The following is a 25,545-nucleotide window of genomic DNA, read 5'->3' on the forward strand; positions in this document are numbered from 1 at the left end:
CAAAAATCGGGGCGTTTTTTTATGCGTATTGGCCACGGCTATGATGTGCACCGTTTCGCTGAAGGCGATTTCATTACTCTGGGCGGCGTGCGGATTGCACACGGCTTCGGGCTGCTCGCTCACTCCGACGGTGACGTCCTGCTGCACGCCTTGAGCGATGCCTTGCTCGGCGCTGCCGCGTTGGGTGATATCGGCAAGCACTTCCCGGACACCGACCCCACTTTCAAGGGCGCCGACAGCCGTGTGCTGTTGCGTCACGTCGTTGCACTGATCCACGCCAAAGGCTGGAAGGTCGGCAACGTCGATAACACCATCGTCGCCCAGGCGCCGAAAATGGCCCCGCATATCGAATCGATGCGCGCGCTGATTGCCGCGGATCTTCAAGTTGAGTTGGATCAAGTGAACGTGAAAGCTACCACCACCGAAAAGCTCGGCTTTGTCGGTCGCGAAGAAGGCATTGCCGTGCATTCCGTTGCCTTGTTGCTGCGCGCATGAACGAACTGCAATTGCTCGGCCCGCGGGCCTATGGTGAAGCCCTCGGCACTGCGGTACTCAAAGCGGTGGCGGAAGATTTTCAGGTCGATGAAGTCCTCAATATTCCCCTCAGCGGCGATGGCGAACACTTGTGGATCTGGGTGGAAAAACGCGGTCTGAATACCGAGGAAGCGGCACGGCGAATCGCCAAGGCGGCGGGCGTTCCATTGCGCACGGTGAGTTACGCGGGCCTCAAGGATCGTCAGGCACTGACGCGCCAGTGGTTCAGCGTACAACTGCCGGGCAAGGCTGACCCTGATCTGTCGGCGGCAGAAAACGAAACGCTTAAAGTCCTCAAGACCGGCCGGCACAAACGCAAGCTGCAACGCGGTGCCCATTCGGCCAACGGTTTCACGTTGCGCCTGACCCAGTTCGCGGGCGACAAAGCGGCGATCGAAGCGCGTCTACAACTGATCGCCAAGCAAGGCATCCCCAATTATTTTGGCGCCCAGCGCTTCGGGTTTGACGGCGGCAACGTGGTCGATGCCCGTGCCTGGGCGGCGCGCAAGGCCCTGCCGGAGCAGCGCAACGTGCGTTCCCGGCTGCTGTCCACCGCCCGCAGTTTCCTGTTTAACCAGGTGTTGGCGGCGCGTGTGGCGGATGGCACCTGGCAGCGCGCCCAGGTCGGTGATTTGCTGGCCTTCACCGACAGCCGCAGTTTTTTCCCGGCAGGTGAAGCCGAGTGCAGCGACCCGCGCCTGGCGATTCTCGACCTGCACCCGACCGGCCCGCAGTGGGGCGGAGGTGACTCGCCGGCCACGGGCGCTGTCCATGAACTGGAGCAGGCAATCGCCGCTCGCGAAGCAGACCTTCGCGATTGGTTGGTTAACGCCGGTATGAGCCACGAACGTCGCATCCTGCGGCTGCCCATTGGTGGGTTGACGTGGCATTATCCCGAGCCTGACATTCTGCAACTGGAATTCGTCCTTCCGGCCGGATGCTTCGCCACTGTATTAGTGCGCGAACTTGTCGATCTGGTGCCGGTGGGGCAGACGGACAGCCCATGCGTATTCTGATTTCTAACGACGATGGGGTAACCGCACCCGGTCTCGCCGCGCTTTATGCTGCGCTGGCGGATTACACCGAGTGCGTGGTTATCGCCCCGGACCAGGACAAAAGCGGCGCCAGCAGCTCGCTGACGCTCGACCGTCCGTTGCACCCGCAAACGTTGGCCAACGGCTTTATCAGCCTCAATGGCACGCCGACCGATTGCGTGCACCTGGGCCTCAACGGTTTGCTGGAACGCGAACCGGACATGGTGGTTTCCGGGATTAACCTGGGCGCCAACCTGGGGGACGACGTGCTGTATTCCGGCACCGTGGCAGCGGCCCTTGAAGGGCGTTTCCTGGCGCGCCCTTCGTTTGCCTTTTCGTTGGTCTCACGACAAGTAGAGAACCTTCCCACGGCCGCTTACTTTGCGCGCAAACTGGTCGAGGCCCATGCTGACCTTGAGCTACCACCGCGCACGGTATTGAACGTGAACATTCCCAATTTGCCGCTGGACCATATCCGCGGCATCCAGCTGACCCGCCTCGGGCATCGCGCCCGCGCCGCAGCACCGATGAAAATCGTCGATCCGCGCGGCAAATCCGGTTACTGGATTGCGGCTGCGGGGGACGCCGAAGACGGTGGCCCGGGTACCGATTTCCATGCGGTGATGCAGGGCTATGTTTCAATCACTCCACTACAACTGGATCGCACCTTCAATGATGCCTTCAGAAGTCTCGATGGCTGGCTGGAGGGGCTGCGCTAATGGCTCGTGAACAAGACGATATGCTGCGTCGCGGCATCGGGATGACCTCTCAACGAACTCGCGAGCGCCTCATTCAGCGCCTGTATGAAGAGGGGATTTCCAACGCGAAGGTGCTGGAGGTCATCCGCCGGACACCGCGTCACCTGTTCGTCGACGAGGCGCTGGCTCACCGCGCCTACGAAGATACGGCGCTGCCGATCGGTAACAACCAGACCATCTCCCAGCCTTATATGGTCGCTCGCATGAGCGAGTTGCTGCTGGAGGCCGGTCCTCTGGACAAGGTCATGGAGATCGGCACCGGCTCTGGCTACCAGACCGCCGTGCTGTCGCAACTGGTTGAACGCGTCTTTTCCGTGGAACGCATCAAGGTTTTGCAAGACCGGGCCAAGGAACGCCTGGTGGAGTTGAACCTGCGCAACGTGGTGTTCCGCTGGGGCGATGGTTGGGAAGGCTGGCCGGCACTGGCGCCGTACAACGGCATTATCGTGACCGCGGTGGCCACCGACGTTCCGCAAGCGTTGCTCGATCAATTGGCGCCGGGAGGCAGGCTGGTGATCCCGGTCGGGTCCGGCGAGGTGCAACAATTGATGCTGATCATTCGCGAGGAGCAGGGCTTTTCCAGGCGTGTTCTGGGGAGTGTGCGCTTCGTGCCATTGCTCAATGGGCCACTGGCCTGAGCATTTGTTTCAACGCGCTGAATTCTCGTCGATTGCCCCTGTCTTACAGCGGCATCGATCAGTTAAACGGGATTTATCGTCAGGCAGCAAACGTGTGCGCGAAGCCATTTCGCGGCATTAAAGGTAAAGCCTGTACGGCCCGTTATACTGGCGTTATTTCTTGCCGGAACTCGGCAATCCACATTTTCAGCCACCACAAAGGGAGCGGCGGGTGAGTCTCACAGTCATTGCGCAGCGAATAGGTATAACGAGCTTTCAGCGCCTGGTGACTGGCCTTGTCTTGAGCACCTTGCTGGTCGGTTGTTCTAGTAACAAATCGAGCGACGTGCGCGTTGTCGATCGCAACAATGCCGTCGCCCAGCGTCCGGCAGTGACCACGGGTCAGTACGTCGTTCGGCCGAAAGACACCTTGTTCTCGATCGCCTTTCGCTACGGCTGGGACTACAAAGCCCTCGCCGCACGGAACAATATTCCTACGCCTTACACGATCCATCCGGGTCAGACGATTCGCTTTGATGGTCGCACCGGTTCAACGCCAACGACGGTGGCCAGTGCGCCGGATTCAACACCTTCATCGTCGCTGAAAACCACGGTAATTCGACGCCAACCAAATGGCGCTACGACGAGTACAACTGCGGTTGCACCGTCCGTCGCCAACAAGCCAGCACCCGCTCCGATGCCTCCGGCAGGCCCGGCCCCGACCGGCTGGGGGTGGCCTTCTAATGGCATTCTCATTGGTAAATTCTCTTCAAACGGCAGTTTGAATAAAGGAATTGATATCGCCGGAGATTTGGGACAGCCTGTTTTAGCAGCGTCTGATGGGACGGTGGTATACGCCGGGAGTGGCTTAAGGGGCTACGGCGAATTAGTCATCATCAAACACAGCGATACCTACGTCAGTGCCTACGGACATAACCGCAGGCTGTTGGTTCGGGAGGGGCAGCAAGTCAAGGTCGGACAGACAATTGCCGAAATGGGGTCAACGGGGACAGATCGGGTGAAACTGCATTTTGAGATTCGCCGCCAAGGTAAACCTGTAGATCCGCTGCAATTCCTGCCACGTCGTTGATCGCTTACCAGCCTGTTCCGTCACGTAGAGGGAACAGGCTCCAGCGTTGCCAAGGATAAAGGCGTCGCTTGAGCCTGAGGTCGAACTCACCAAAGGACTATAACAATGGCTCTCAGTAAAGAAGTGCCGGAGTTTGACATCGACGATGAGGTTCTCCTGATGGAGACCGGCATCGGCACGGATTCGATGTCGAATGATGAAGGGGCTGCTCCACCTTCCGTTCGTGCCAAATCCAAACACTCCGCTTCGTTGAAACAACACAAGTACATTGACTACACGCGGGCGCTCGACGCCACGCAGCTGTACCTCAATGAAATCGGCTTTTCCCCTCTGCTGTCCCCCGAAGAAGAAGTTCATTTTGCGCGCCTGTCGCAAAGTGGAGATCCGGCCGGGCGCAAGCGCATGATTGAAAGCAACCTGCGGCTGGTAGTGAAAATCGCCCGGCGTTACGTCAATCGTGGGCTGTCGCTGCTGGACCTGATCGAAGAGGGCAACCTCGGGCTGATCCGGGCGGTAGAGAAGTTCGACCCCGAACGTGGCTTCCGCTTTTCGACCTACGCAACCTGGTGGATTCGTCAGACCATCGAGCGCGCAATCATGAATCAGACCCGGACTATCCGGTTGCCGATCCATGTGGTCAAAGAGCTCAACGTGTACCTGCGGGCTGCACGGGAGCTGACGCAAAAACTCGACCATGAACCTTCACCCGAAGAAATCGCCAACCTGCTGGAAAAGCCAGTGGGTGAGGTCAAGCGCATGCTTGGCCTGAACGAACGGGTTTCTTCGGTCGACGTCTCGCTGGGTCCGGATTCGGATAAAACCCTGCTGGACACCCTTACCGACGACCGTCCCACCGATCCGTGCGAACTGCTGCAGGATGACGACCTGTCCCAGAGCATCGATCAATGGCTCTCGGAGCTGACCGACAAGCAACGCGAGGTGGTTGTACGCCGCTTCGGCCTGCGCGGTCACGAGAGCAGCACGCTTGAAGATGTAGGCCTGGAAATTGGCCTGACCCGGGAACGGGTCAGACAGATTCAGGTGGAGGGCCTGAAGCGTCTTCGCGAGATTCTCGAGAAGAACGGTCTGTCGAGCGAGTCGCTGTTTCAATAAGCCATTCGCCCAGTCAGCAACAAAAGCCTCGACTGATCGGGGCTTTTTGTTGTCTGGAGGTTGGGATGGGAATCCCCTCGGGTTTGTAGTCTCGCGCTGTAAGTCTTTGCTTACTCTTTCGTAAGTGTTCGTTATTTTTACAGGGTGGCAGTCGTCCATGGTCTGTAGGCGGACAACTTATCTCTTTGATTAGCATGATTATTTTTTTAGATTAACAGCTTATGACAGTCTGTTTTTGCCCTGAGGTGCGATTGCTCTCGGCCGGGAACGCTCTAGTATCTGGGTTGTGTCGACGGACAGACACGCCCTTCAAGGATGAGGGGAAAGGATATCGCAGGAAGCGATTCATCAGGACGATGAAAAGGAACACAGGGAATAGGGAAAAATGTGGGCGGGTCAAACCGCCCCTTTTTTTGCCTGCTGGAAAGTCAAAAGATCTTTGAAAACAAAAAAGGCCCTTGTGGGGCCTTTTTCCTGGAGCGCGCGGGTAATCAGCGTTCGAGGTCTTTGATCTTGCCTTTGACGCCATCCCACTCTTCGGCATCGGGCATCGATTCTTTCTTCTCGGTGATGTTCGGCCAGATTTCCGCCAGCTCAACGTTCAGCTGAATGAATTCCTGCATCTCTTCCGGGACTTCATCTTCAGAGAAGATGGCCACGGCAGGGCATTCTGGTTCGCACAGTGCGCAGTCGATGCACTCATCCGGGTGAATCACCAGGAAGTTCGGGCCTTCGTAAAAGCAGTCCACCGGACAGACTTCTACGCAGTCGGTGTACTTGCACTTGATGCAGTTGTCGGTGACGACGAAGGTCATTTCTACTTTTCTCCTCAGGCGGCGGCAGCGGAGCCCCTTCAGGACGGGGTCGCCAGGTTCGGGAGCGATAGTCTGCAGGCCAGGCTATTAGCCTGCAGCATCCCAAACCGCGCGAGATTCTAACAGCTTGCAGGCAAGTGCGTTAGATCCGTGTCTTTAATGTATAGAGCATTTCCAAAGCCCTGCGTGGCGTCAAGTCGTCCAGGTCGAGCTTGGCCAGTTCATCCAGCACGGGATGCGGCAGGCTGGCGAACATGTCGCTCTGCTGCGGCGCGGCCGGTTTGCCCTTGGTCGGCTTCGGCACTTCATGTGGCAGGGCGGTGGCTTCCAGCCGGCCCAGGTGCTCGCGGGCGCGCACGATCACTTCAGTTGGCACGCCGGCCAGTTGCGCCACCGCCAAGCCGTAGCTCTGGCTGGCAGGCCCCGGCAGCACGTGGTGCAGGAACACGATGCGTTCATTGTGCTCGGTGGCATTGAGGTGGACGTTGGCCACCAGTGGCTGGGCTTCCGGCAGTACCGTCAGCTCAAAGTAGTGGGTGGCGAACAGCGTGTAGGCGCGCAGAGCCGCGAGGCGTTCGGCCGCCGCCCATGCCAGGGACAGACCGTCGAAGGTGCTGGTGCCGCGCCCGACTTCGTCCATCAGCACCAGGCTGCGCTCGGTGGCGTTGTGCAGAATATTGGCGGTCTCGCTCATTTCAACCATGAAGGTCGAGCGCCCGCCCGCCAGGTCATCGCTTGAACCGATGCGGGTAAAGATCCGGTCCACCAGCGACAGTTCGCAACTGGCCGCCGGCACGAAGCTACCAATGTGCGCCAGCAACACGATCAACGCGGTCTGACGCATGTAGGTGGATTTACCGCCCATGTTCGGACCGGTGATCACCAGCATGCGCGTATTGTCGTCGAGGCTCAGGTCGTTGGCCACGAACGGCGTGGTCAGTACTTGCTCGACCACCGGGTGACGACCCTGGGTGATGCGCATGCACGGCTGGTCGACGAAGCGCGGGCAGTTCAGGTCGAGGTTCAGCGCGCGCTCGGCGAGGTTGCTCAGCACGTCCAGTTCGGCCAGTGCGGCGGCAGTGTCCTGCAGCGGTGGCAACTGCGCGATCAGGTCTTCGAGCAGCGCTTCGTACAGCATTTTCTCGCGGGCCAAAGCGCGGCTTTTCGCCGACAGCGCCTTGTCTTCGAACGCTTTGAGTTCCGGTGTGATGAAGCGCTCGGCACCTTTAAGGGTCTGACGGCGGATGTAATCGGCGGGTGCCGATTCGGCCTGCTTGCTCGGCAACTCGATGAAGTAACCATGAATGCGGTTGTAGCCGACCTTCAGGTGCGACAGACCGGTGCGGGCCTTCTCGCGCGCTTCGAGGTCGATCAGGAATTGACCGGCGTTTTCGCTGAGCGATTGCAGGTCGTCGAGTTCGCTGTCGTAACCGGTTTTCAACACGCCGCCGTCACGGATGACTGCGGGCGGGTTGTCGATAATGGCTTTTTCCAGCAACGCCGCGAGTTCCGGGTAGGTGCTGGTGGTCTTTGCCAATTGAATGATGTGCGGTGCTTCCAGCTCGGTCATCGCGACTTGCAGTTCTGGCAGCGCGCCGAGGGCGTCGCGCAGGCGGGCGAGGTCACGAGGACGGGCATTGCGCAGGCCGATCCGCGCCAGAATCCGCTCGATGTCACCGATTTCCTTGAGCTGCGGTTGCAGCTTTTCGAAACGGTAACCGTCGAGCAGGCAGGTGATCGAGGTCTGGCGCGCCAGCAGCACCGTCAGATCGCGCAGCGGGCGGTTCAGCCAGCGGGTCAGCAAACGGCTGCCCATGGCGGTCTGGCAACGGTCGACCACCGATTGCAGGGTGTTGTCGCGACCGCCGGCCAGGTTGGTGTCCAGTTCCAGGTTGCGACGGCTCGCGCCGTCCAGCACCACGGTGTCGTCCAGGCGTTCATGCCGCAGGCTGCGCAAGTGCGGCAGGGCGGTGCGTTGAGTTTCCTTGGCGTAGCTCAGCAGGCAGCCCGCGGCGCCGATGGCCAGGGTCAGGTTCTCGCAGCCGAAACCTTTCAGGTCCTGGGTCGAGAATTGCTGGCAGAGACTTTTCAGTGCCGAGTCGCGTTCGAAATCCCACGGCGCACGGCGACGAACCCCACGGCGCTTCTCCGCCGGCAAATCCTTCGGCCAGTCGTCCGGGATCATCAGCTCCACCGGATTGACCCGCTCCAGTTCCGCCAGCAGGTTTTCCCAACCCTTGATTTCCAGCACGGTGAAGTTGCCGCTGGTGATGTCCAACACGGCCAGGCCGAACAGGCGCTCGTCACCCAGCACCGCAGCGATGAGGTTATCCCGACGCTCATCCAGCAAGGCTTCATCGCTGACCGTACCCGGCGTGATGATCCGCACCACCTGACGATCTACCGGCCCTTTACTGGTCGCCGGATCTCCGACCTGCTCACAAATCACCACCGACTCGCCGAGCTTCACCAGTTTCGCCAGGTAACCTTCCGCAGCGTGGTAAGGAATCCCACACATCGGAATCGCCTGGCCGGCCGACTGCCCACGGGCGGTCAGGGTGATGTCCAGCAACTTGGCGGCCTTCTTCGCGTCTTCATAGAAGATCTCGTAGAAGTCGCCCATGCGATAGAACATCAGCTGGTCAGGGTGCTGGTTCTTCAGGCGCCAGTACTGCTGCATCATCGGCGTGTGAGAGGACAGATCGGAGAGTGCTTTATTCATCGGATATCAGGCAAATTCGTTGAAAGGTGTAGGGCAAAGGAGGGACGTTGGCCCGGCTTTTCCGCGATGGGCGCAAGGTTAACATGGCCGGTCCACCCGACGCAGGCATGAAAGCCGCGCGATACATTTCTGCTGTTTATGCACTGGATATGCAAAACAGCATTTGTCATGGATAAAAAGATCAAGCACTATGCGCGTTATGCAAAAACGCAATGTTTCTACTGTCTTAAGAGCGCTGCTCGATCAGCACGGGATCTCCCCCACGGAGCTTCACCGTCGCACCGGCGTGCCTCAATCCACACTCTCGCGCATTCTCAGCGGCAAGATCGTTGATCCCTCGGACAAGCACATCTCGAAGATCGCCGAGTACTTCGCCGTGAGCACCGATCAGTTGCGAGGCCGCGCGGATGTCGCGTCCGCCGCCAATATCGGGCGCGACGCCGTGCATTCGGAGCTCAAGGATATAAGCCTGTGGGATGACGATACGCCTGTCGATGACGACGAGGTCTCGGTCCCCTTTCTGCGCGAGGTTGAATTGGCTGCGGGATCAGGAAGGTTCGTCATCGAAGAGAGCGAGCGCTCTAGCCTGCGCTTCGGCAAACGCAGCTTGCGCCACAACGGCGTGCAGTTCGACCAGGCCAAATGCGTGACGGTGCGCGGCAACAGCATGTTGCCGGTGCTGCGCGACGGCGCCACCGTGGGGGTGAACGCCGGCAAGTGCGGGATCGGCGATATCGTTGACGGTGACCTTTATGCCATCAACCACAACGGCCAGTTGCGGGTGAAGCAGCTGTATCGTTTGCCCACCGGGATTCGCCTGCGCAGCTTCAATCGCGATGAACATCCGGACGAGGACTACACCTTCCAGGAAATCCAGGAAGAGCAGATCGTCATCCTCGGTCACGTCTTCTGGTGGGGCATGTACGCCCGTTAACCTGATCCCTGTCAGATAAAACCCGCCAGCTGGTGGGTTTTTTTTCGCCTGCGGAAAACCGCCAACACCTTTGTGTACGGAGCTTTAATGCGTCAGCGCATTGAAGGTGCATAAATAAATGCATTTATGCATTGACTGTATATGCATCCATGCATATTCTTTGTCTCAAGCCGCTCGACAAAGCAGCTCGAAACGAAGCTCTTCAGTTCTACGGACAAAGGCAGCGATGAATCGGCCTCAACGGTTCAGAGGGTTGGCAACTGACCCGGGTGTGCAGCGTAAAGCACCAAAAGCAGTTATCCGGCGGGCAGGGACCGCGGTCGGAAAAACAATGCAAGGAGCGCATTGCTGAAAAGCCCGGCACCCCCGGGCTTTTTGGAATGCCTACCTGACGCAGGCAGATATCGACATAAATAAGGACATGACTATGAAAAAGTACGCACGTGTTTTCAGCGGTAAAGTCGACAACATCTTCGAAACGAACAACCCGATCACCGATGAGTTCCCGTCTGATCAAGTTTGGGTCGATGTCACCGCATTGCCCAAGATCGACTATTCCTGGAACGCGGTTAATACCGACGGCGTCTGGACTTTCAGCGACAGCGATCCGTGGGGGCAGCCCTCCTGGTTGTCCATCCAACTGCGAAGCGAAAGAGCGCCACGGCTCGACAGGGCCAACGCCACACTGGCTTCCACCGCGTTGCAGTACAAAGTTGAACGGGGTCTCGCAACGCCAGCAGATGAAGCCGCTTTGCTGGCATACAAACAATTCTTCATCGATATGAGCAACGTTAACAAACAACCCGGCTACCCACTGACAGTCACCTGGCCTGAACTTCCATAAACACGCCTTGATTGCAAATCACCCAGGAGGGCGAGACATGACAAACGAGCAACTGGTGTTGCTGGACATGCCGATCTGGCTGGTCATCGTCCTCGCCCTGGTGGGTGGGGTGTCCGGCGAAATGTGGCGTGCCGACAAGGATGGCGCGCAAGGCTGGTCACTGCTGCGGCGTCTGGCGTTGCGCTCGGGGGCCTGCATGGTCTGCGGCGTCTCGGCCATCATGCTGTTGTACGCCGCCGGCATGTCGATCTGGGCTGCTGGCGCATTTGGCTGTCTCACGGCGATGGCCGGGGCCGACGTTGCCATTGGCCTTTATGAGCGTTGGGCCGCCAAGCGGATCGGTGTTTGCGAAGTGCCGCCACGAGATAACCGTCAGGATCACTGAAACCAAAAGTCCAATGGAGTGGCGAACAGCGGTGCCGACCGGCATCCGACCCGCAAGGACGCGGGTTTCCTATGGGCAGCATCTTTTACTTAAACCAGCCCCTATGACCCTTACGCAACAACAGTTACAAAGCGTTATGCCGAACGCTCGCTCTCAAGCGGGCGTTTTTATTTCATTCCTCGACACTGCCATGGTGCACCACAACATAAACACCCCCAAACGCATCGCCGCTTTTCTCGCGCAAGTCGGCCACGAATCGGGGCAGTTGCTATACGTGCGTGAATTAGGCAGTGACCCATACTTGAACAAATACGACACCGGGACTCTGGCCACCCGTTTGGGCAATACGCCAGAGCCCGATGGCGACGGTCAAAAATACCGGGGTCGTGGCCTGATCCAGATCACCGGTCGTGACAACTATCGACAGTGCAGTCTGGCGCTGTTTGGCGATGAGCGACTGCTGAATCAACCCCAACTGCTAGAGCAACCCCAGTGGGCTGCCGAATCAGCCGCCTGGTTCTGGAAACACAACGGCTTGAACGAACTGGCCGATCGCGACCAGTTCAACAGCATTACCCGCCGGATCAATGGCGGTCTGAATGGGCTGCAAAACCGGCTGCAACTCTGGGCGCGGGCGCGGGCAGTGCTATGCAAGCCATCGCTCTGATCCTGGTTTTACATCGGGTCTTTGCCGATGTTGTGTTGCCAGCCGTGTTGGCCAGTAGCTCGGCAACCCTGCACGCCTGTGCGGCTTGCAGCAGAGCGCCCGCTCGCTAACATTTTGATCGATCCTGCGCCTTGCAAGCGTCATACGCTCGTGTACGGTAGTCCCATTCCGCTCGCTCAGGAGATGACCGTGAAAGAAATCACCCAACTGGCCGCTGAACTTGGCAGGCGCTTGCAGGTTCTCAATGCCCATGTCACCGCTGCAGAATCTTGTACCGGCGGCGGGATCAGCGAGGCGATTACCCGCATTCCGGGCAGTTCGGCGTGGTTCGAGGCCGGTTATGTCACCTATTCCAATCGTCAGAAAACCGAGCAATTGAATGTCCCTGCCGAGTTGTTTTCAACGGTGGGGGCGGTCAGTCGCGAGGTGGTCGAGGCCATGGTCCGCGGTGCCCAGGAAAAAAGCCGGGCACGGTTTGCCGTGGCGGTCAGCGGCGTGGCCGGGCCGGATGGCGGTTCGCCAAGCAAGCCGGTGGGCTCGGTTTGGCTGGCCTGGGGCGTTGGCGAACAAGTGTTCAGCGAGGTTCAGTACTTCTCCGGTAACCGCGACGAGGTCCGCCGACAAACGGTGAAGGCCGCGCTAGAGGGGCTGCTGCGACATGCTGCTGGAGAAATCTCAAATCAGGGGTAGGCGATCCTGAAACGCTGTGGAATAATACTGGCTACTTATACAGGTGTTGGCCGTCAGGCCTTATTGATTACGTGAGGACTTTAATGGACGACAACAAGAAGAAAGCCTTGGCTGCGGCCCTGGGTCAGATCGAACGTCAATTCGGCAAGGGTGCCGTAATGCGTATGGGCGATCAGGACCGTCAGGCGATCCCGGCTATCTCCACTGGCTCTCTGGGTCTGGACATCGCGCTCGGCATTGGCGGTCTGCCAAAAGGCCGTATCGTTGAAATCTACGGTCCTGAATCCTCCGGTAAAACCACGCTGACACTGTCGGTGATCGCCCAGGCTCAAAAAGCCGGCGCGACCTGCGCATTCGTCGACGCCGAACACGCACTCGACCCGGAATACGCTGGCAAACTGGGCGTCAACGTCGACGACCTGCTGGTTTCCCAGCCGGACACCGGCGAGCAGGCCCTGGAAATCACCGACATGCTGGTGCGTTCCAACGCGGTTGACGTGATCATCGTCGACTCGGTGGCCGCTCTGGTTCCAAAGGCTGAAATCGAAGGCGAAATGGGTGACATGCACGTGGGCCTGCAAGCCCGTCTGATGTCCCAGGCGCTGCGTAAAATCACCGGTAACATCAAAAACGCCAACTGCCTGGTTATCTTCATCAACCAGATCCGTATGAAAATCGGTGTGATGTTCGGCAGCCCGGAAACCACCACCGGTGGTAACGCGCTGAAGTTCTATGCCTCGGTTCGTCTGGACATCCGTCGTACTGGCGCGGTGAAAGAAGGTGATGAAGTCGTTGGTAGCGAAACCCGCGTCAAGGTTGTGAAGAACAAGGTGGCTTCGCCGTTCCGTCAGGCCGAGTTCCAGATTCTTTACGGCAAGGGCATCTACCTCAACGGTGAGATGATCGACCTGGGCGTTCTGCACGGTTTCGTTGAGAAGTCCGGCGCCTGGTATGCCTATGAAGGCACCAAGATCGGTCAGGGCAAGGCTAACTCGGCCAAGTTCCTGGCAGACAATCCGGAAATTGCCGCCAAGCTCGAGAAGCAGCTGCGCGACAAGCTGCTGACTCCAGCGCCGGACGTTAAAGCATCGCCAGTCAAAGAGACTGCTGATGACCTGGCTGACGCTGATATCTGATTGATCCGATGACCGCCGTACTCGATACACTCGTCGCGGTGCGGCGAACCGCAATGGACCTGCTCGCACGACGCGAGCACGGTCGGGTCGAGCTGACGCGTAAATTGCGTCAGCGCGGCGCTCTCCCTGAAATGATCGACACTGCACTCGACCGCTTGACGGAAGAGGGCCTGCTGTCCGAGTCCCGTTACCTCGAAAGCTTCGTTTCCTACCGTGCCCGTTCCGGCTACGGCCCTTTGCGTATTCGCGAAGAGTTGAGCCAGCGGGGGCTGCAACGCACTGACATCGAACTCGCTTTACGCGAGAGCGGGATCAACTGGCAGGAACAACTGGAAGACACCTGGCGACGTAAATTCTCCGGGCATTTACCGATAGACGCCCGGGAACGCGCCAAGCAAGGGCGGTTCCTGAGTTATCGGGGATATTCCATGGAAATGATCAGCCGCTTGTTCAGCGGCCGAGGGATGGACGATTGAATGAAACGGCTCGCTATTTCGATAGCGGGCCGTTTTTTTTGCATCACGTAACCTTTGACGGTTCCCGCGTGCGCTGTTGCGCCTGGGGTTTGGGCTGTGCCCAGTTTTCCGGCAGGTTGATGTAGTCCACCAGTTCCCGTAGGCGTCCATGGTCTCGGGCATTAAAGGTGAAGGCCAATCGCGCCAGATGGCTGAACTGCGGTTCGTCATGCTCCTCGCCGCTGTAGACGTGTTGATGGAAATGATCGCTCAGGCACAGGTCGGCAAATGCCTCCTGCATGTGTTCGAGTGCCTGGTCGCTGAGCTGGTGATTCATCCGAATGACGAACTGATGCTTGAGCCAGCGGCTGGAATGGAAATTACGGTAGAACTGGTTGATCTCCTCCACAGCTTCTTCGGCGCTGTAGACCAGGCTTACGAGCTTCATGTCGGTCGGCAGGATGTAGCGATTTTCCTCCAGTTGATGGTGAATGAAGTCCAGCGCACCTTGCCAGAACTTGCCGCCTGGCGCGTCCAGCAACACCACCGGCACCAATGGGCTTTTACCGGTCTGGATCAGCGTCAGCACTTCCAGCGCTTCATCGAGGGTGCCGAAACCGCCGGGGCACAGGACCAGGGCATCGGCTTCCTTGACGAAGAACAGCTTGCGGGTAAAGAAAAAGTGGAAGGGCAGCAGGTTGGTGGTGCCATTCACGGTGGGATTGGCATGTTGCTCGAAGGGCAGGGTGATGTTGAATCCCAGGCTGTGTGCCAGGCCGGCACCTTCGTGGGCTGCGGCCATGATGCCACCACCGGCACCGGTGATGACCATCAGGTCCGAGCGCGCCAGCGCGGCACCGAGTTCTCGGGCCAAACCGTACAACGGGTGTTCTATCGGCGTTCGGGCGGAGCCGAAAACGGTGACTTTGCGTCGTCCCTTGAACTGTTCCAGTACCCGGAAGGCATGTTCCAGTTCACGCAGGGCTTGCAGGGTGATCTTGGCGTTCCAGCGGTTGTGGTCTTCCTGGGCCATGCGCAGCACGGTCAGGATCATGTCGCGGTAGATCGGAATGTTCGGGCTGTTGGGTGAAACCAGGTTGAGTTGCTCTTCGACCTTGCTGGTGAGGTCGTGGCCGCTTTCTTCAAAATGACGGCTCAGGAGGTCATTCGGTTGGTAAGGCATTCAACTTCTCCTTCTGCACAGAACCCTTGGCCCCGACAACGCAGTCGTCAGCGCCGCGACACCTCGTGTGTCGCTGTCTGCCCAGGCCCGTGCCTGGGCGATCCACTTGACTCGGGTTGCAATCGAGTCATCCATACAGGCTCTGTTTTTCCCTTGGATGAAAGAAACGTTCGCACAACAGGACGTGCAACAGGCAGCCCCTTTTCTGCCCGCAAAAAGTGAACAGGAACACTATGAATCTAGACCCTCGCAGGGTTTTGCGCTGACTCGATCATTGCGCCGCAAAGTCTTTCCTGGCAACCGCTTATTGACGATTTGCAAGGTGATTTCACCGCTCGTCTGAAGGCTGGCCGAGTGTCCGCCACTCTGATTTACTAAGTTACAGGCGTGACACGACAACTTTGCGTCAAAGGCAGGGCGCACGGTACAAGCGGTTTCAAGGATTTCTCGCTCGTCACGAGTGAAGTGCAAGGAGGCGGGAGCCATGGCCAGAGTCATTCTGGAGATAGAGATCGATACGCAACTGTATCGATTGCTGAAGTCTTCAGCCGAGACCAATCATTTGAGTCTCGAAGAGGAGTGCTGCCGGCGTTTGGAGGGTGCCGAGCGGCGTTCGCGTTACTTGCAGGCGTTATTGGCAGAACTGCGCGCCGAGGATGAACAGCGGCGCGCCAATCCCCAGTGATTACTTCTTCTTGCTCGGGGCCGCTTTCGGGCAGTCCGATTCCTGATAGCTGGCGGAGCCCACTGAACGGTTGGTCTTCACCTCAGTGAAGTCGTAACGCATCACCGCGCCCTTGGCCATCAGTTTGCGGAACGATGGGTTGTTGCAGACAGAGGCGCCCAGCTGGAAATACACAGCTTTCGGGTCGGCACGCATCTTGTTGGCGTGGCTGCTTTGTACGCTCAGGTGGTTGATCAGCGTATTGCCTTCGACGGTGTAGCCCTGATCAAGAATGTCTTCGTTGATCGCCCGTGGAGTGCCAACACTGCTTTGTGTGGCGACGTTTCGCAGCTCTCTGTTGAGATTCTGCTCACTCAAGGACGCAGCCTGAGCGTTGAAAGACGACGCCAGCAAAATGGCAGCGGTGGGAACGATAAGGCGCAGCATGAAACTCTCCTGGTTCAGTGACTGGTGGTTCGACCAGCCACATGACTGTGCGTTCAGTGGCGGCGAATTATAGGGGAGGAGGCCTGGACGGTACAGGCTTGCGCCGGCTGCTCTGATAAACTGCCGGCACTTTCTGCCTGCCGAGTGTTTTTCGTGAACCCTGAAACGCCACCCTTTGCTGCCAATGCCGTCGCCCGCCTACGCGATCAGCGAGAGGAAGAGGGCATCAAGCCGATTCAGGCCCGTGGCTGGAGAGCGCCCCGTTGCCGTGAATGCCGCGTGATCGAGAGCCACTGCCTGTGCGCCTGGCGCCCGCGGGTCGAGACCCGCTCCGGCGTGTGCCTGATCATGACCAACAAAGAAGTGTTCAAACCGAGCAACACCGGTTGGTTGATTGCCGATGTGGTGCGTGACAACCATGCGTTCATCTGGTCGCGAACGGAAACTGACCCGCAGTTGCTGGCATTGCTCGCCGACCCTCAATGGCAACCGTACCTGGTCTTTCCAGGCGAGTACGTCGAGCCTGAACGGGTGACTAATACGGTCGAAGTCGATACTGCCAAGCGTCCTTTGTTCATTCTGTTGGACGCGACCTGGACCGAAGCCAGAAAGATTTTCCGCAAAAGTCCTTATTTTGATGCGCTGCCGATCCTGAGCCTGCTGCCCGAGAAACTCTCTCGTTACCGGTTGCGTCGGTCTACTCGCAGCGAACACCTGTGCACGGCCGAAGTCGCTGCCTTGTGCCTGGATCTGGCGGGAGACATCGACGCCGCATCGGCCCTGGACGCCTATTTCGACGTGTTCAGCCAACATTACCTCGACGCCAAGCATCAGCTTGAAATGAACGTTTCTACCCCGGCACACGTCGAGCTGATGCCGTTTGTGCAGAACGGCGCCCCTGCCATCTGCTGATTGTCGCCCATACTGCAAAGCACTGTACTGGCCATGCACCTTGACCACCCCGGCTTCGCTGGGCATGCTTGGCGCCGATTAGGGCGCGGCCAAAGTTTGATACGCCGTATTTTTTCGTGAATAGCCACGTAATTGGCGTTGAACGTGCCCTGCTGGTGTGGCTCCGTGGCTGCACCTAGAGTTGTTTGAAAAACAGGATCATTTGAAAAATGGCCACATACGAAATCCTGATTGCCGATGACCACCCTCTTTTTCGTAGCGCCCTGCATCAAGCGTTGACCCTGGGCCTTGGCCCGGATGTCCGACTGGTGGAAGTGGCAAGCATTGCCGAACTGGAAACCCGCCTGGACGAAAAAGGCGACTGGGACCTGGTGCTGCTGGACCTGAACATGCCGGGGGCCTACGGTTTTTCCGGGTTGGTGCTGTTGCGCGGTCAGTACCCGCAGATTCCGGTGGTGATGGTGTCGGCCCAGGAAGAGGCCTCGATCATGGTCAAGTCCCGTGAATTCGGCGCCAGCGGTTTCATTCCCAAGTCCAGCGACCTGAGCGTCATTCAAAAAGCCGTACGCGCGGTACTCGAGGGTGACGTCTTCTGGCCACCCCAGGCGTTCGAAGCGGTCAGCGTGTCTGCTGAAGCCAAGGCTGCCAGTGAAGGCCTTGCGAGCCTGACGCCCCAGCAGTTCCGCGTGTTGACGATGGTCTGTGAAGGGTTGTTGAACAAGCAGATTGCCTACGAGTTGAGCGTGTCCGAAGCGACTATCAAGGCCCACGTCACGGCGATTTTCCGCAAGCTCAATGTGCGGACCCGAACGCAGGCAGCGTTGCTCTTGCAACAACTTGAGTCAATTTCGAACTAAACAAGCGCTGCGTATTCACGCTTTTTTGACTTTGCTTGATCTAGCTTTCCCACTCCTTTTTGGTCAGTTGCCTATTCTATGTCTCCTTTCAAAGGCCAGACCGGCCTAAAACGCATCCTCAACGCCTCTGGTTATTCACTGGACGGCCTGCGCGCAGCCTTCACGGGCGAAGCCGCTTTTCGGCAACTGGTGTTACTCAACGTCATCCTGATCCCGATTTCGTTCTTCCTGAACGTCAGTCGTGTCGAGCAGGCACTGCTGATTGCCGTGTGCTTGCTGGCGTTGATCGTCGAGTTGCTCAATTCGGCAGTGGAGGCGGCCATCGACCGCATTTCCCTTGAATTGCACCCGCTCTCCAAGAACGCCAAGGACATGGGCAGCGCCGCGCAACTCGTGGCGTTGACCATGATCGCGCTGGTGTGGGCGGTGATCCTGCTTTAAGCGATGGTGGGCAGGACGATCTCGTCGCTGCGCTGAACCCCGGCGGTGAAAGCGCGGCACAGATCAAGGAACTCACGCATCGCCGAGGTCTGGTATTTCTGTTTGTGCCAGATGAAATAGAACTGCCGCGCCAGGTCCAGATCCGGTGTCTCCACCGGCACCAGACTGCCACGGCGGAACGCATCGCGCAGTGCCAGGCGCGAAATGCAGCCAATGCCCAGGCCTGACTCCACAGCGCGTTTGATCGCTTCGGTGTGTTCCAGCTCCAGGCGGATGTTCAGCGCGCTGCGGTGGTGACGCATGGCCTGGTCGAAGGTCAGGCGTGTGCCAGAGCCTTGCTCACGCAGAATCCAGGCCTCGTGGGTCAGCTCTTCCATGGTCGCTGAGCCACGTTTGGCCAGCGGATGCTGCGGGGCACAGAACACCACCAGCTCATCCTCGACCCAGCTCTGGACTTCAATGTCCGGGTGACTGCAATCGCCTTCAATCAGACCCAGATCAATTTCATAGTGAGCGACTTGCTGCACGATGTTGGCAGTGTTCTGCACGTGCAGCTTCACCTGGCTTTCCGGATGGCGCTGCATGAAGCTGCCGATCAGCAAAGTGGCCAGGTAATTGCCGATGGTCAGGGTCGCGCCGACCGCCAATGAGCCGAAACCGGACTTGCCGTTGAGCAGGTCTTCGATTTCCTTGGCCTGGTCGAGCAGCGCCACCGCTTGCGGTAGCAGTTGTTTGCCAAGGGCGTTAAGGCTTAGCCGTTTGCCGGCGCGGTCGAACAGCTGACAGCTGGACTGGCGCTCTAGCTCGGTGATCGAGGTGCTCGCCGCCGATTGCGAAAGGTTGAGCAGACCCGCGGCACGGGATACGCTTTCCTGCTGGGCGACGGCGACAAATACTTGAAGTTGACGGAGAGTAAATCGCATATCTATATAACCGATAACCCTTATCTTAATAATCCATTTAACAGATATTGTCTCTGCTATTAGAATGCGATGCAATTGCGCACAGCGGCGCAGGCAAAATCTCCAGGAGTCCCACGTACATGAGCAACATGAACCACGAGCGTGTCCTCAGTGTTCATCACTGGAACGACACTCTGTTCAGCTTCAAGTGCACCCGTGATCCGGGCCTGCGCTTCGAGAACGGTCAGTTCGTGATGATCGGCCTGCAACAGCCCAACGGCCGCCCGCTTATGCGTGCCTACTCGATCGCCAGCCCGAACTGGGAAGAGCATCTCGAGTTCTTCAGCATCAAGGTGCCTGATGGCCCGCTGACTTCCCAGCTGCAGCATCTGAAGGAAGGCGACGAGATCATCATCAGCAAGAAGCCTACCGGCACGCTGGTGCTGGATGACTTGAAGCCTGGCAAACATTTGTACCTGCTCAGCACCGGTACCGGTCTGGCGCCGTTCATGAGCGTCATCCAGGACCCGGAAACCTACGAGCGTTTCGAAAAAGTGATCCTGTGCCACGGCGTGCGTTACGTCAACGAAGTCGCCTACCGCGAGTTCATCACCGAGCACCTGCCGCAGAACGAGTTCTTCGGCGATGCCCTGCGTGACAAGTTGATCTACTACCCGACCGTGACCCGGGAGCCGTTCGAGAACGAAGGTCGCCTGACCGACCTGATGCGCAGCGGCAAGCTGTTCAGCGACATCGGCCTGCCACCGATCAACCCGCAGGACGACCGCGCCATGCTGTGCGGCAGCCCGAGCATGCTCGACGAGACCAGCGAAGTGTTGAACAGCTTCGGCCTGAAAGTCTCGCCGCGGATGCGCGAGCCGGGTGATTACCTGATCGAGCGTGCGTTCGTCGAGAAGTAAGAAGCCGCTGCACTGCTCTACCTGTGGGAGCGAGCCTGCTCGCGATAGCGGAGCGTCAGTCAACGTCATCGTTGAATGTTACGCCGCCATCGCGAGCAGGCTCGCTCCCACATTGGTTTGGTGGTGACCATAAAAAGCCCGCGTTGCCTGTAAAGGCAGTGCGGGCTTTTTCGTTTCTGGCGTTCAGGTGTTCGCGGGGATGACTTCGAGGACGCGGATCGACTCGGGTGTCGGGTAATGCCAGCGCACGTCGACATCCCAAAGCTGCGCACCATATTCGCGTTCGGGTGTAGGCATCTGGTACGCCGGGCGTGGGTCTTGTGCCAGGCATTGCTCGATCAGCGCCACCAACGGCTCTTCAAGGCGCTGAGCGTGGCCGTGAGCCTGTTGCAGCGCTGAGTCCGTCCACTGCACGGGAATCAGCTGCGGCGCGGCACTGGCGATGGTATTGGAGGCACTATCGATGATGTCGGCGTACGGCACGTAGGGTTTGATGTCGAGAATCGGTGTGCCGTCCAGCAGGTCGATGCCGGAGATAAACAAGCGATTGGCTTCGACCTTGTCCAGCTTGACCACTGACTGGCCAATGCCATTGGGCCGATGCGTGGCGCGCGTGGCGAACACGCCCATGGATTTGTTGCCGCCGAGGCGCGGCGGGCGGACTTTGAGCCGTGGCTTTTCCTCCAGCGCCTGATGGAACAGGAACAGCAGCCAGACGTGGCTGACCTGTTCCAGGCCTTGCACCGCGTCGCCCTGATCGAACGGCGCCACCAGCTCCAGGACGCCGCGCGCGGCCGGGGCCAGTTGTGGTTGGCGCGGGATGGCGAACTTCTCCTTGAAGCAGGAGCGTACGAAGCCGATGGGGGAAACGCTGTAGGTCATGGTCTGGAGGTCGAAGCAGGGTGAGGGCGGGCATGATAACCCGATCGACCGTTGCTTCGGTGGTGACTGTCAGGACGCCTTCGCGAGCAAGCCCGCTCCCACATTTAACTGCGTTCTCCTTAAAGAATGCGGTCGAATGTGGGAGCGGGCTTGCTCGCGAAGGCCGCTCCGCCGATTTCAGAGACTAAACCCTCCATCCAGCGGAATAATATTCCCGGTCATATAAGCCCCGGCGGTACTTGCCAAACTGATCGCCAACGCCGCCATCTCTTCCTCGCGCCCCCAGCGCTTCATCGGAATCAATGCCGTATCGTCCGCCAGCGCCTGCTCGTCGTTACCAATGTGCTGGGTCATCTTGCTCGGGAAACGACCCGGCGCGATGACGTTGACGTTGATGTGCTGACTCACCAGCTCCCGCGCCAGAATCCGCGACAGTTGGTGCAGGGCGGCTTTGCTCGGCCCGTAGGCATAAGCCTGTTCGCCAAACGAAGAAATCCCCGCCACCGAACCGATGTTGATGATACGTGCCGGATTGGCTTCGGAGCCCGCCTTGCGCAGCAGCGGCAGGAATTGCTGGATGCAGTTGAACACCGAGGTCACGTTGAGCTGCATGACCTTTTCCCAGCCCTTGACCGGGTAGCTTTCCAGCGGCGCGCCCCACGTAGTACCCGCGTTGTTCACAAGAATATCCAGATGGTCGATCTGTTCGCCCAGCCGCGTGGCCAAAAGCTGCACGCCTTCTTCAGTGGCCAGGTTGGCCGCCACGGCATGGCACTGGCCCAGCGCACTCAGTTCATCAGCGGTTTGCTGGCAGGCCTCGGCGTCCCGGGCGCAGACGTACACGGTCGCGCCGGCCTCGACATAGGCCTTGGCGATCATTTTGCCGATACCACGGGTGCCGCCGGTCACCAGAGCGGTGCGGCCTTGCAGGGAGAAGTAGGGGTGCATGGCGAATCCTGAGAACTGAAGGTCAATACACCCTAGTCGTCAGCCGCAGGAAGCGGAGCCACTATTTTTTCGAGGAATGTGCGTCTATACAGATGGGCTTGCGGCTGCGCTGTGTGGGGCCGGATTGCTGGCGATGGCGTTTTGGAGATCGCCTTCGCCAGCAAGCTGTGCTCCTACAGGGGCTGCAGTGTTATTGCGGGCGAACGCGCAGGGTCAGGCCCTTGAGGAAGTTGCGCAGCAACTGGTCGCCGCAGGTGCGGTAGTTGGTGTGGCCGAACTTGCGGAACAGCGCGCTCAGCTCAGGTTTGGACACCGGGAACTCGGCGGCCTTGAGAATGGCGTGCATGTCGTCTTCTTTCAGTTCGAAGGCCACGCGCAGTTTCTTCAGGATGACATTGTTGGTCACCGGCACTTCAATCGGCTGCGGTGGACGGCTTTCATCCTTGCCGCGCTTGAAGATCACCAGGCCATCGAGAAAGTGCGCCATGACTTCGTCCGGGCAGCGTACGAAGCCTTCTTCGTCTTCCTCTTTCTTGTCGAGGTAGGTCAACAGGTCTTCCAGGCTGACGTCCATGCCGCCGAGCTTGATGATCTCGATGACTTTCTTGTCGCTGATGTCGAGCATGTAGCGCACGCTGCGCAGTACGTCGTTATGAATCATGGTGTGCAGTCCTGATATTCAGCAGTGGGCGTCGCATAAGACTGCGACGCCGAAATGTGTGGCGGCGTGAAAAGTCTTAGAACTTCTCTTTGCCGGACAGGTAGCGCCATTGCCCCAAAGGCACTTTGCCGATGGATACACCGCCAATACGGATACGGCGGATGGCGACGACCTTCAGGCCGACGGCCTGGCAGAACAGGGCGATCACGCCCGGTTGTGGGTTCTTCATCGCAAAACGCAGGCGGTTTTCGTTCTGCCAGCTGGCTTTGACCGGCGGCAGTTCCTTGCCCTTGTAGGTCAGGCCGTGGTTCAGGCGGTTGAGGCCGTGAGCCACCATGTCGCCTTCAACCTCGACCACATACTCTTGCTCGATCTTGGCGGAGTCGGCGGTGAGCTTGCGCAGGATCTTCCAGTCCTGGGTGAACACCAGCAGACCGCTGGCATTGGCCTGCAGGTCGGTGCTGGCGGTCAGGCGCAGGAAGTGGCCCTTGAGCGGACGTTTGCTGAAGCGGTGTTCTTCGCTCAGGGTCTCGGCACTGATGGTCGCCATGGCCGTTTCCGCATCCATGCCCACGGGCACGTTCAGCAGGATGGTTACCGGTTCCGGCGCAGTGGCCTTGGCTTCTGGATCGAGCTCGACTTTCTGGGTGTCGACCTTGAATTGCGGCTCGTCGATGACTTCACCGTCCACGGTGACCCAGCCGCCCTCGATGAACAGCTCAGCCTCCCGACGGGAACAGCCGACGAGTTCGATGAGGCGTTTGGAGAGACGAATCGGGTCATTCATGACAGGGCCGTAACAAAAAAGGGGTGGGCATTGTACCTGCTGGGCGCCGGTTAAGTCCGGATCCATTTCGGTGTGGCCGCATTTCCTGTGGGAGCTGGCCTGCCAGCGATGCAGACACCGCGGTCTGTACAGAGACAGCGAGGTGATGCAATCGCTGGCAGGCCAGCTCCCACAGGGTTCCAGGGTCACTCAGCCGTGCTGTGATCGTTGTTGGGTTTGGCGCAAGCGCATGTGCAGCAGCGGATAAGGCTGGCCCATGCCGTCGACCTCCGAGCGGCCGATCACCTCGAACCCCTGCTTGAAGTAAAATCCCAACGCCTGCGGGTTTTGTTCGTTGACGTCCAATTGATCGGCATTCAGGTGTTCCATGGCATAGCGCAGCAACTGCTTGCCCAGGCCTTGGCCACGGTGGGCCGGGTCGATAAAGAGCATTTCGATCTTGCCCGCGGCGACACCGGCAAACCCGGTGATGCGCTGGCGCGGGTCCTTGGTGCAGATCAGCATGACCGCGTCGAGGTAGCGGGTCAGTACCAGGTTCTTCAACAATTCAATGTAGCTGTTCGGCAGAAAGTCATGGGTGGCGCGCACGGAGGCCTCCCAGACCTGAGTCAGTTCTTCGTAGTCGCTCTGTTTCGGCGTGTGGATGACCGAATGTTGGCGCATGGCTCGATGCCCCTTTTGCTATTAATTGTGCGAGTCCTTTCTCCCCCAAAACGATAGACGTAAAAAAGCCCCGCATCTCGTCAAGAGAGCGGGGCTTTGCGTATTTTTTGCGTTTAGATCTGTTCAGCCCACAGGTCGTATTCGTCGGCGTCGGTCACTTTGCACCAGACTTTATCGCCTGGCTTCAAGTTGCTGCCGTTGTCGATGAACACGTTGCCGTCGATTTCCGGGGCGTCGAAGAAGCAGCGGCCCACCGCGCCTTGCTCGTCGACTTCGTCGACCAGCACTTCGATTTCACGGCCGACGCGCAGTTGCAGGCGCGCCGAGCTGATGGCCTGTTGGTGGGCCATGAAGCGGTCCCAACGGTCTTGCTTGACGTCGTCCGGCACAATGGCCGCGTCCAGCAAGTTGGCCGGTGCGCCTTCGACCGGCGAGTACTGGAAGCAGCCGACGCGGTCGAGCTGGGCTTCGGTCAGCCAGTTCAACAGGTACTGGAAGTCTTCTTCGGTTTCGCCAGGGAAGCCGACGATGAAGGTCGAACGGATGATCAGGTCCGGGCAGATCTCGCGCCAGTTCTTGATGCGCGCCAAGGTCTTGTCTTCGAACGCCGGGCGTTTCATGGCTTTCAGGACTTTCGGGCTGGCGTGCTGGAACGGGATGTCGAGGTACGGCAGGATCTTGCCGGCGGCCATCAGCGGAATCAGCTCGTCGACGTGCGGGTACGGGTAAACGTAGTGCAGGCGAACCCAGACGCCGAGGGTGCTCAGGGCTTCGCAGAGTTCGGTCATGCGGGTTTTCACCGGCGCGCCATTCCAGAAACCGGTGCGGTATTTCACGTCGACACCGTAGGCGCTGGTGTCTTGCGAGATCACCAACAGCTCTTTGACGCCGGCCTTGACCAGGCGCTGGGCTTCGTCAAGCACGTCACCGACCGGACGGCTGACCAGTTTGCCGCGCATCGACGGGATGATGCAGAAGCTGCAGCTGTGGTTGCAGCCTTCGGAAATCTTCAGGTAGGCGTAGTGGCGCGGGGTCAGTTTGATCCCTTGCGGCGGCACCAGGTCGATCAGCGGGTTGTGATCCTGGCGCGGCGGCACGGCGTCGTGCACAGCGTTGACCACTTGCTCGTACTGCTGCGGACCGGTCACGGCCAATACGCTTGGGTGCACCTTGCGAATGTTGCCTTCTTCGACGCCCATGCAGCCGGTGACGATGACCTTGCCGTTTTCCTTGATGGCTTCGCCGATCACTTCCAGCGATTCAGCCTTGGCCGAGTCGATGAAGCCGCAGGTGTTGACCACCACGACATCGGCGTCCTCGTAAGTGGACACAACGTCATAGCCTTCCATGCGCAGCTGGGTAAGGATGCGCTCGGAGTCGACCAGTGCTTTGGGGCAACCCAGGGATACGAAGCCAACCTTTGGATTGGCCGGCGCAGGAGTGGTGGACATGTCTAACCTCGGTATTTGTGACGCCTCCAGCCG

29 protein-coding genes are annotated in these 25,545 nt (G+C 58.9%); 18 read left to right on the forward strand and 11 right to left on the reverse strand.

The features are described from left to right. Positions 1-21: 21 nt before the first annotated feature. From ispF to rpoS, 6 genes are all read left to right on the forward strand, one after another. Positions 22-495: a 2-C-methyl-D-erythritol 2,4-cyclodiphosphate synthase gene (ispF, locus tag ACA057_RS06105; protein ID WP_010462780.1), complete on the forward strand. Its 474-nt coding sequence runs from the start codon at positions 22-24 to the stop codon at positions 493-495. Next, positions 492-1,550 carry a tRNA pseudouridine(13) synthase TruD gene (gene truD / locus ACA057_RS06110; protein WP_497346732.1) on the forward strand — a complete coding sequence of 353 codons (1,059 nt, stop codon included), beginning with the start codon at positions 492-494 and terminating at the stop codon, positions 1,548-1,550. The genes ispF and truD overlap by 4 nt, the downstream gene beginning before the upstream one ends. Beyond that, complete coding sequence (gene surE, locus ACA057_RS06115) at positions 1,538-2,287, forward strand: 5'/3'-nucleotidase SurE (RefSeq protein ID WP_497346734.1); 750 nt, start codon at positions 1,538-1,540, stop codon at positions 2,285-2,287. Before truD ends, surE begins: the two co-directional genes overlap by 13 nt. Before the next feature lie 41 nt (positions 2,288-2,328). Beyond that, a complete protein-coding gene (locus ACA057_RS06120; protein WP_177333699.1) occupies positions 2,329-2,964 on the forward strand; it encodes a protein-L-isoaspartate(D-aspartate) O-methyltransferase in 636 nt (211 codons plus the stop codon). Between the two features lie 211 nt (positions 2,965-3,175). Further along, positions 3,176-4,033 carry a peptidoglycan DD-metalloendopeptidase family protein gene (locus ACA057_RS06125; protein WP_497346736.1) on the forward strand — a complete coding sequence of 286 codons (858 nt, stop codon included), beginning with the start codon at positions 3,176-3,178 and terminating at the stop codon, positions 4,031-4,033. 105 nt (positions 4,034-4,138) lie between these two features. Further along, positions 4,139-5,146 (forward strand): RNA polymerase sigma factor RpoS, encoded by a 1,008-nt coding sequence (rpoS, locus tag ACA057_RS06130; RefSeq protein ID WP_059407844.1) that lies wholly within the window; start codon positions 4,139-4,141, stop codon positions 5,144-5,146. A 491-nt stretch (positions 5,147-5,637) separates the two neighbouring features. Here the strand turns inward: rpoS and fdxA are convergent, their stop codons facing one another. After that, positions 5,638-5,961 carry a ferredoxin FdxA gene (fdxA, locus tag ACA057_RS06135; RefSeq protein ID WP_054047139.1) on the reverse strand — a complete coding sequence of 108 codons (324 nt, stop codon included), beginning with the start codon at positions 5,959-5,961 and terminating at the stop codon, positions 5,638-5,640. Between the two features lie 142 nt (positions 5,962-6,103). Further along, the gene (gene mutS, locus ACA057_RS06140) at positions 6,104-8,683 is read right to left on the reverse strand and encodes a DNA mismatch repair protein MutS (RefSeq protein ID WP_497346739.1); all 2,580 of its coding nucleotides are present in this window, start codon (positions 8,681-8,683) and stop codon (positions 6,104-6,106) included. Positions 8,684-8,882: 199 nt separating this feature from the next. On the opposite strand from mutS, the gene ACA057_RS06145 reads away from it, so the two are divergent. From ACA057_RS06145 to recX, 7 genes are all read left to right on the forward strand, one after another. Continuing rightward, positions 8,883-9,617, forward strand: a complete 735-nt coding sequence (locus tag ACA057_RS06145) for a LexA family transcriptional regulator (RefSeq protein ID WP_497349826.1) — start codon at positions 8,883-8,885, stop codon at positions 9,615-9,617. A gap of 427 nt (positions 9,618-10,044) precedes the next feature. After that, positions 10,045-10,461, forward strand: a complete 417-nt coding sequence (locus ACA057_RS06150; RefSeq protein ID WP_497346741.1) for a tail fiber assembly protein — start codon at positions 10,045-10,047, stop codon at positions 10,459-10,461. Between the two features lie 37 nt (positions 10,462-10,498). Continuing rightward, positions 10,499-10,846 carry a phage holin family protein gene (locus tag ACA057_RS06155; RefSeq protein WP_497346743.1) on the forward strand — a complete coding sequence of 116 codons (348 nt, stop codon included), beginning with the start codon at positions 10,499-10,501 and terminating at the stop codon, positions 10,844-10,846. A 103-nt stretch (positions 10,847-10,949) separates the two neighbouring features. Then, a complete protein-coding gene (locus tag ACA057_RS06160) occupies positions 10,950-11,513 on the forward strand; it encodes a glycoside hydrolase family 19 protein (RefSeq protein ID WP_497346745.1) in 564 nt (187 codons plus the stop codon). Positions 11,514-11,702: 189 nt separating this feature from the next. Next, on the forward strand, positions 11,703-12,203 hold the full coding sequence (locus ACA057_RS06165) for a CinA family protein (protein WP_497346747.1): 501 nt from the start codon (positions 11,703-11,705) through the stop codon (positions 12,201-12,203). An 83-nt stretch (positions 12,204-12,286) separates the two neighbouring features. Then, the gene (gene recA, locus ACA057_RS06170) at positions 12,287-13,339 is read left to right on the forward strand and encodes a recombinase RecA (protein ID WP_007907270.1); all 1,053 of its coding nucleotides are present in this window, start codon (positions 12,287-12,289) and stop codon (positions 13,337-13,339) included. A gap of 8 nt (positions 13,340-13,347) precedes the next feature. Continuing rightward, positions 13,348-13,815 carry a recombination regulator RecX gene (recX, locus tag ACA057_RS06175; RefSeq protein ID WP_008010154.1) on the forward strand — a complete coding sequence of 156 codons (468 nt, stop codon included), beginning with the start codon at positions 13,348-13,350 and terminating at the stop codon, positions 13,813-13,815. Positions 13,816-13,858: 43 nt separating this feature from the next. Here recX and ACA057_RS06180 read toward each other — a convergent pair whose 3' ends face one another. Further along, the gene (locus ACA057_RS06180; RefSeq protein WP_497346749.1) at positions 13,859-14,977 is read right to left on the reverse strand and encodes an LOG family protein; all 1,119 of its coding nucleotides are present in this window, start codon (positions 14,975-14,977) and stop codon (positions 13,859-13,861) included. A gap of 484 nt (positions 14,978-15,461) precedes the next feature. Here ACA057_RS06180 and ACA057_RS06185 point away from each other — a divergent pair, with 484 nt between their 5' ends. Continuing rightward, positions 15,462-15,662 carry a hypothetical protein gene (locus ACA057_RS06185; RefSeq protein ID WP_401357364.1) on the forward strand — a complete coding sequence of 67 codons (201 nt, stop codon included), beginning with the start codon at positions 15,462-15,464 and terminating at the stop codon, positions 15,660-15,662. Here ACA057_RS06185 and ACA057_RS06190 read toward each other — a convergent pair whose 3' ends face one another. Further along, positions 15,663-16,088: a PA3611 family quorum-sensing-regulated virulence factor gene (locus ACA057_RS06190; RefSeq protein WP_497346752.1), complete on the reverse strand. Its 426-nt coding sequence runs from the start codon at positions 16,086-16,088 to the stop codon at positions 15,663-15,665. Positions 16,089-16,241: 153 nt separating this feature from the next. On the opposite strand from ACA057_RS06190, the gene ACA057_RS06195 reads away from it, so the two are divergent. From ACA057_RS06195 to ACA057_RS06205, 3 genes are all read left to right on the forward strand, one after another. Continuing rightward, entirely contained in the window at positions 16,242-17,000 is a 759-nt protein-coding gene (locus tag ACA057_RS06195) for a tRNA-uridine aminocarboxypropyltransferase (RefSeq protein ID WP_497346754.1), read from the forward strand. A gap of 209 nt (positions 17,001-17,209) precedes the next feature. After that, positions 17,210-17,857, forward strand: a complete 648-nt coding sequence (erdR, locus tag ACA057_RS06200) for a response regulator transcription factor ErdR (protein ID WP_497346756.1) — start codon at positions 17,210-17,212, stop codon at positions 17,855-17,857. 78 nt (positions 17,858-17,935) lie between these two features. Next, positions 17,936-18,298: a diacylglycerol kinase gene (locus tag ACA057_RS06205; protein ID WP_008030027.1), complete on the forward strand. Its 363-nt coding sequence runs from the start codon at positions 17,936-17,938 to the stop codon at positions 18,296-18,298. On the opposite strand, the gene ACA057_RS06210 is transcribed toward ACA057_RS06205, so the two are convergent. Next, positions 18,295-19,221 (reverse strand): LysR family transcriptional regulator, encoded by a 927-nt coding sequence (locus tag ACA057_RS06210; protein WP_401357356.1) that lies wholly within the window; start codon positions 19,219-19,221, stop codon positions 18,295-18,297. The two genes, ACA057_RS06205 and ACA057_RS06210, sit on opposite strands and share 4 nt — an antisense overlap. A gap of 119 nt (positions 19,222-19,340) precedes the next feature. On the opposite strand from ACA057_RS06210, the gene fpr reads away from it, so the two are divergent. Beyond that, the gene (gene fpr, locus ACA057_RS06215; protein ID WP_008054100.1) at positions 19,341-20,120 is read left to right on the forward strand and encodes a ferredoxin-NADP reductase; all 780 of its coding nucleotides are present in this window, start codon (positions 19,341-19,343) and stop codon (positions 20,118-20,120) included. A gap of 183 nt (positions 20,121-20,303) precedes the next feature. Here the strand turns inward: fpr and tsaA are convergent, their stop codons facing one another. The 6 genes from tsaA to rimO form a co-directional block, all read right to left on the reverse strand. Continuing rightward, complete coding sequence (gene tsaA / locus ACA057_RS06220; RefSeq protein WP_497346759.1) at positions 20,304-21,002, reverse strand: tRNA (N6-threonylcarbamoyladenosine(37)-N6)-methyltransferase TrmO; 699 nt, start codon at positions 21,000-21,002, stop codon at positions 20,304-20,306. Positions 21,003-21,179: 177 nt separating this feature from the next. Then, the gene (locus ACA057_RS06225) at positions 21,180-21,950 is read right to left on the reverse strand and encodes an SDR family oxidoreductase (RefSeq protein ID WP_497346761.1); all 771 of its coding nucleotides are present in this window, start codon (positions 21,948-21,950) and stop codon (positions 21,180-21,182) included. A gap of 190 nt (positions 21,951-22,140) precedes the next feature. Continuing rightward, on the reverse strand, positions 22,141-22,611 hold the full coding sequence (locus ACA057_RS06230; protein ID WP_059407867.1) for a YehS family protein: 471 nt from the start codon (positions 22,609-22,611) through the stop codon (positions 22,141-22,143). Positions 22,612-22,687: 76 nt separating this feature from the next. Continuing rightward, complete coding sequence (locus ACA057_RS06235) at positions 22,688-23,398, reverse strand: rRNA pseudouridine synthase (protein WP_497346764.1); 711 nt, start codon at positions 23,396-23,398, stop codon at positions 22,688-22,690. Between the two features lie 189 nt (positions 23,399-23,587). Next, positions 23,588-24,061, reverse strand: a complete 474-nt coding sequence (locus ACA057_RS06240) for a GNAT family N-acetyltransferase (protein ID WP_497346766.1) — start codon at positions 24,059-24,061, stop codon at positions 23,588-23,590. 113 nt (positions 24,062-24,174) lie between these two features. Then, positions 24,175-25,512 carry a 30S ribosomal protein S12 methylthiotransferase RimO gene (gene rimO / locus ACA057_RS06245; protein WP_223433013.1) on the reverse strand — a complete coding sequence of 446 codons (1,338 nt, stop codon included), beginning with the start codon at positions 25,510-25,512 and terminating at the stop codon, positions 24,175-24,177. Between the last annotated feature and the right edge of the window lie 33 nt (positions 25,513-25,545).

Source organism: Pseudomonas sp. LBUM1661 (assembly GCF_059695925.1).